At 63.1% G+C, this 4,917-nt stretch carries 2 protein-coding genes and 1 pseudogene; 1 reads left to right on the top strand and 2 read right to left on the bottom strand.

What is annotated here, in order from left to right:
- A pseudogene (locus Q0O05_RS11300) lies at positions 1-531 on the bottom strand (cyanophycin synthetase); the annotation flags it as partial.
- Between the two features lie 7 nt (positions 532-538).
- Entirely contained in the window at positions 539-2,713 is a 2,175-nt protein-coding gene (gene cphA, locus Q0O05_RS11295) for a cyanophycin synthetase (RefSeq protein WP_293663108.1), read from the bottom strand.
- Between the two features lie 177 nt (positions 2,714-2,890).
- Between cphA and Q0O05_RS11290 the strand changes: the two genes are divergently transcribed.
- Positions 2,891-4,917: ABC transporter ATP-binding protein (locus Q0O05_RS11290; RefSeq protein ID WP_293663106.1), on the top strand; the 2,027-nt coding region annotated here is incomplete at its 3' end.

Here is a 4,917-nt window from a genome sequence, read left to right as displayed (position 1 = left end):
CAGGCGCACCATGCTGCCTTCGGTCATGCGACTGTAGGGAATGCCCCGGGCAACCGCGGCATCCACAATGGAGCCGGTGCTGGGGCCGAGGCGAACATCTTCGTCCAGATCGCGCAGGGCCTCCAGGGCCGCTGGCAGGTCAAAGGGCGTGTCATGCAGCGCGGCGTTACACAAATTTTCGGCCAGCTCCATGGCGAGCATCCCCACCTCTTCCTCGCTGTACTCCACGACCACCTGGTAGGTATTGGCGTCGACCGTGGGAGTGGTGCAGCTGAAGGTCACCGGGCAGCCGGCCTGCGCCTGCAGGCCCAAAGCCGCCAACTCCAGCACGCGGGCCAGCGACACGCTCTCCGCATGGCCGACCGGCTGGAAGGGACTGATTTCCGGAAAGCGCGCACGCAGCTTGGCTTCAAACCCCGGGAGGGAGGACACAGCGGCCTCCTGGTCCGTACAGATCACGACCGATTGAATGGCCGTGTGGTGGCTCCACAGGTTGGGGCCGCGCAGGGCGCGGATTCGGGATACTTCCATGAGGGGCTCAGTAAGGGGTTTTTTTGGGGTTGGAATCGAAGGTGTGCAGTCCGGCGCCGATCAGCTCCACCGGAATGTCGAGCGCCCAGGCCGCGCCGATGGCGGCCATCACCATTTCGGGCTTGGCGGCCTTGGCAGGCTTGAGGCTGGCCAGCGGCAGCAGCGCGATTTCATCCGCGCCCTGGGCCAGCACAATTTCGCCGTTGCGCACGAACAGCACGCGGCCGCTTTGCGCGCGGTGGTCTTGCAGGGCCGGGTTCTGGCCATCGGTGGCATACAGAATGATCTTGCCATCGCACAGCGCGGCCAGTTCCAGCACCTGCGGGTCCGCCGCTGGAAGCACCGCCGTGCCACCGGGCAACACCACGTCCACCTGGGTGCGCGCGACCTTGAATGCCTGCTCGGCATCGAGGACGTCGAACTCCTCCAAGTCGGGTGTGCAGCGTATGTCGGTGACCACGCCCACCGCGCAACGGTCGTAGGCCAGGCCCTCGGCCAGGATCATGCGGCTGCTGTTCTCAAACACCGCAGCCTGCACCGACCGGTTGATCAGCAGGCGCTGGCTGGGTTCCCACTGCGCGCTGTCGCGGGCATCGATCTGGCGGCCGTCGAGGAACAGGCCCTCGCTGCAGGCCAAGCCCACGTGCTTGCCGCTGATGTGTACCAGCCAGGCAATCAGGCGCGCCAAGCGGCCGGTGTGTTGTGAGCCGGTGACCCCGATGACGGGAATCCGGCCGTGGGCTTCCGGCGCAAACAGGTGCTCCACGATGGCCTGGCCGACATTGCGCGGGGTGCCGATGGCGGGCTTGATGTGGTAGAGCAAGCCGGGGCTTGCGTTGACTTCAATCACCGCGCCCCGTTGGCTCTTCATGGGCTTGGAGCAGTCCTCCATCACCATGTCGATGCCGGCAATATCCAGCCCCACCACGCGGGCTGCCAGGGCTGCGGTTGCTGCCACGGTGGGGTGGAGTTCGTCGGTCACGTCCCAGGCCATGTTGCCGTTGCGCTGAATCAGTACACGCTTGTCTTTATCGGGAACGGATGCCGGTGTGAGGCCCGCGCGGTGCAGCACCAACTGCACTTCCCGGCTCTTTTCGGGCTCGAGCGGGGAGAGGGGCAGCTCCTCCGCTTCGCCGCGGCGGGGGTCGGAGTTGATTTGCGCATTGACCAGCTCGGTAATGGTGGACTTTCCGTCACCCACCACCCAGGCCGACTCTCCGCGGGCCGCCGCCACCACGTGCTTGCCCACCACGAGCAGGCGGTGCTCGTCGCCAGGGATGAATTTTTCTACGATGACGCTGCCGCCGCTTTGCTCCTTGGCAACATGAAAGGCGGTCTCGACGCTGGCCTGGTCCGACAAATCGAGTGTGACGCCGCGGCCGTGGTTACCGTCATACGGCTTGACTGCCACCGGCAGACCGATGTCCTGCGCGACTTCCCAGGCTTTCTCGGGCGAGTTGACCAGCGCGCCCTCGGGAACCGGCACGCCGCATGACTTCAGCAGGCTCTTGGTCAGGTCTTTGTCGCCGGCGATTTCTTCGGCAATGGCGGATGTCTGGTCGGTCTCGGCAGTCCAGATGCGGCGCTGCGAAATGCCGTAGCCTAGCTGCACCAAATTCCCGCTGGTCAGGCGTATGGAGGGGATGCCGCGGTCGGTCGCCGCGTCCACGATGTTGGAGGTACTGGGGCCCAGGCACAGCGAGTCCACCATGTCGCGCAGCGCGGTGAGGCGCTCTTCGAGCAGGTAGCCGGTGTCGTTGATGGCTGCCACGATCAGGTCGCGTGCGACCACCAGCGCGGCGCGCCCGACTTGCTCCTGGCGGGTGCGGAATGCAATCTTGTAGTGGCCGCGCGTAGACATTTGCCGCGCCTTGCCGAAGCTGGTTTGCATGCCGCTGAGGTTCTGGATTTCGAGTGCCACATGCTCGAGGATGTGGGCCGCCCAGGTGCCTTCGCGCAAACGTTCGAGAAATCCTCCGCGAACGCCGGGGCTGCACTTGTGTTCGATCAGACCCGGCAGCCAGCCGGTGAGCCGCTCATAAAAGCCGGGCAGGGTGTTGGAGGGGAAGTCCTCCAATTCGCCGATATTCACCCAGGCTTCGATGACGGGGCGGTAAGTCCAGATGTTGGGCCCGCGAAGGTATGTCACCTTGAGAATTTCGATATTTTTCTTGTCTGTCATGGCTGGTTGGAATAAGCGGTGCACCAATGCTGCGTTGTACGCGTTATGTATTTTCGCTCACTAAGAGAGCGGTTCCGGGCCGCTGCGCGACAGCGTAGTATCCATGGCCGGAGGCGGAGCCTGCCGCAGGGCTTTGCTTGCCGAGAATCAGATTCACATTCACCTTTTTTGCTATCCATGACCACCGAAGTTAGTGCTGTACCCACGCTCTCCGGCGAGCTGCCGGCCATCTGGCGTGAAGCAGTTCAACAAGAACTCCGCACTCAAGAGAACGTCCTCGCCATGCTGGAGGTTGACCTGGACAGGCAGCTGCACTTCGTCAAAGGCCTGGTGCTGCTGACCAACCAGCGACTGCTGGCATGTGATGGTCCGGCCCGCCAGTGGACGGGCTGGGACTTACAGCAAGGCCAAAGCCTGCAGCACCATGACCATGCCGGCGTGGGGCACCTCAATCTGATGAATGCCTCTGCCCTGCTGGGCAGCTGGCGTTTTACGCTAGGCCAGAATCTGCACGCCATCCGGCTGGTCGATCAGTTTCAGGCGCAGCTTGAAAGCGCTGTCTCGGGCCGGCCACTGCAGCAGGCGCTCACGCAGTTGTGCCCCAGCTGCAAGGCGCCCCTGGAGCCCGATCAGGAAGAGTGCCCTGTGTGCACCAAGGTCGTCCACACGCCGCCCAGCACCTGGACGCTGTTTCGCCTGTGGCGCTTTGCCAAGCCCTACCAGGGCCAGCTGCTGTTGGGTTTTGTGCTGACGCTTTTGGGCACAGCCGCCAATCTGGTGCCGCCCTACCTCACCATGCCGCTGATGGACAACGTGTTGATTCCGTTCCAGAACGGGCAGCAGATCGACTCCGGGCTGGTTGGCTTTTATATGGCAGGCCTCCTGGGCTCGGCCCTGCTGGCGTGGGTGTTGAGCTGGGCCAAGACTTACATTTTGGCGCTGGTGTCTGAGCGCATAGGCGCCGACTTGCGCACTGCGACCTATGAGCATTTGCTGCGCTTGTCCCTGGAGTATTTCGGCGGCAAACGAACGGGCGACCTGATGTCGCGCATCGGCAGCGAGAGCGACCGCATCTGCGTCTTTCTGTCACTGCACCTGCTGGACTTTGCGACCGACGTGATCATGCTCACCATGACCGCGGTGATTCTGTTTTCCATCAACCCCTGGCTGGCGGTGGTGACGCTGGTGCCTCTGCCCTTCATTGCCTGGATGATTCACTTTGTGCGCGACCGATTGCGCACCGGCTTTGAGAAGATTGATCGCGTCTGGGGCGAGGTGACCAATGTGCTGGCAGACACTATTCCCGGTATCCGGGTGGTTAAGGCCTTCGCGCAGGAGCGGCGCGAGGCGGGGCGCTTTCGGGAGGCCAACAAGCACAACCTGGTGGTGAACGACCGCATCAACCGGATCTGGTCGCTGTTCTCGCCCAGCGTGTCGTTCTTGACCGAGCTGGGTTTGCTGGTGGTGTGGGCCTTTGGTATCTGGCAGGTGTCCAAGGGCGAGATCACGGTGGGGGTGTTGACCGCCTTCATTGCCTACATCAGCCGCTTTTACGGCCGGCTGGATTCGATGAGCCGCATCGTGTCGGTCACCCAGAAATCGGCCTCGGCGGCCAAGCGGATTTTCGACATTCTCGACCACGTATCCAGCGTGCCTGAGCCCGCCAACCCGGTGCCCATGGGCAAAGTCAAGGGGCGCATTGAGGTGCGCGATGTGGGCTTCCGGTACGGCAACCGCGAGGTCAACCGCGGTATCAGCCTGAACATTGCGCCGGGGGAAATGGTGGGTCTGGTGGGCCATAGCGGCTCGGGCAAGAGCACGCTGGTCAACCTGATTTGCCGGTTTTACGATGTGTCCGAAGGGGCGATTTTTGTAGACGGCGTCGATATCCGCTCGTATGCCATTGCCGACTACCGGCAAAACATCGGGCTGGTATTGCAGGAGCCGTTTTTGTTTTTTGGCACGATTGCCGACAACATTGCCTACGGTAAGCCCGACGCCACCCGCACCGAGATCATCGCGGCCGCGCGCGCGGCCCACGCCCACGAGTTCATCCTGCGGTTGCCGCAGGGTTACGACTCCATGGTGGGCGAGCGCGGGCAGGGCCTCTCGGGCGGCGAGCGTCAGCGCATCTCGATTGCGCGGGCTTTGCTGATTGACCCGCGCATTCTGATTCTGGATGAGGCTACCTCGTCGGTGGATTC

Origin of the sequence: Rhodoferax sp. OV413, from assembly GCF_945881795.1 — a bacterium.
Lineage (GTDB): Bacteria > Pseudomonadota > Gammaproteobacteria > Burkholderiales > Burkholderiaceae_C > Allorhodoferax.
This window is presented reverse-complemented; position numbering and strand designations above follow the sequence as displayed.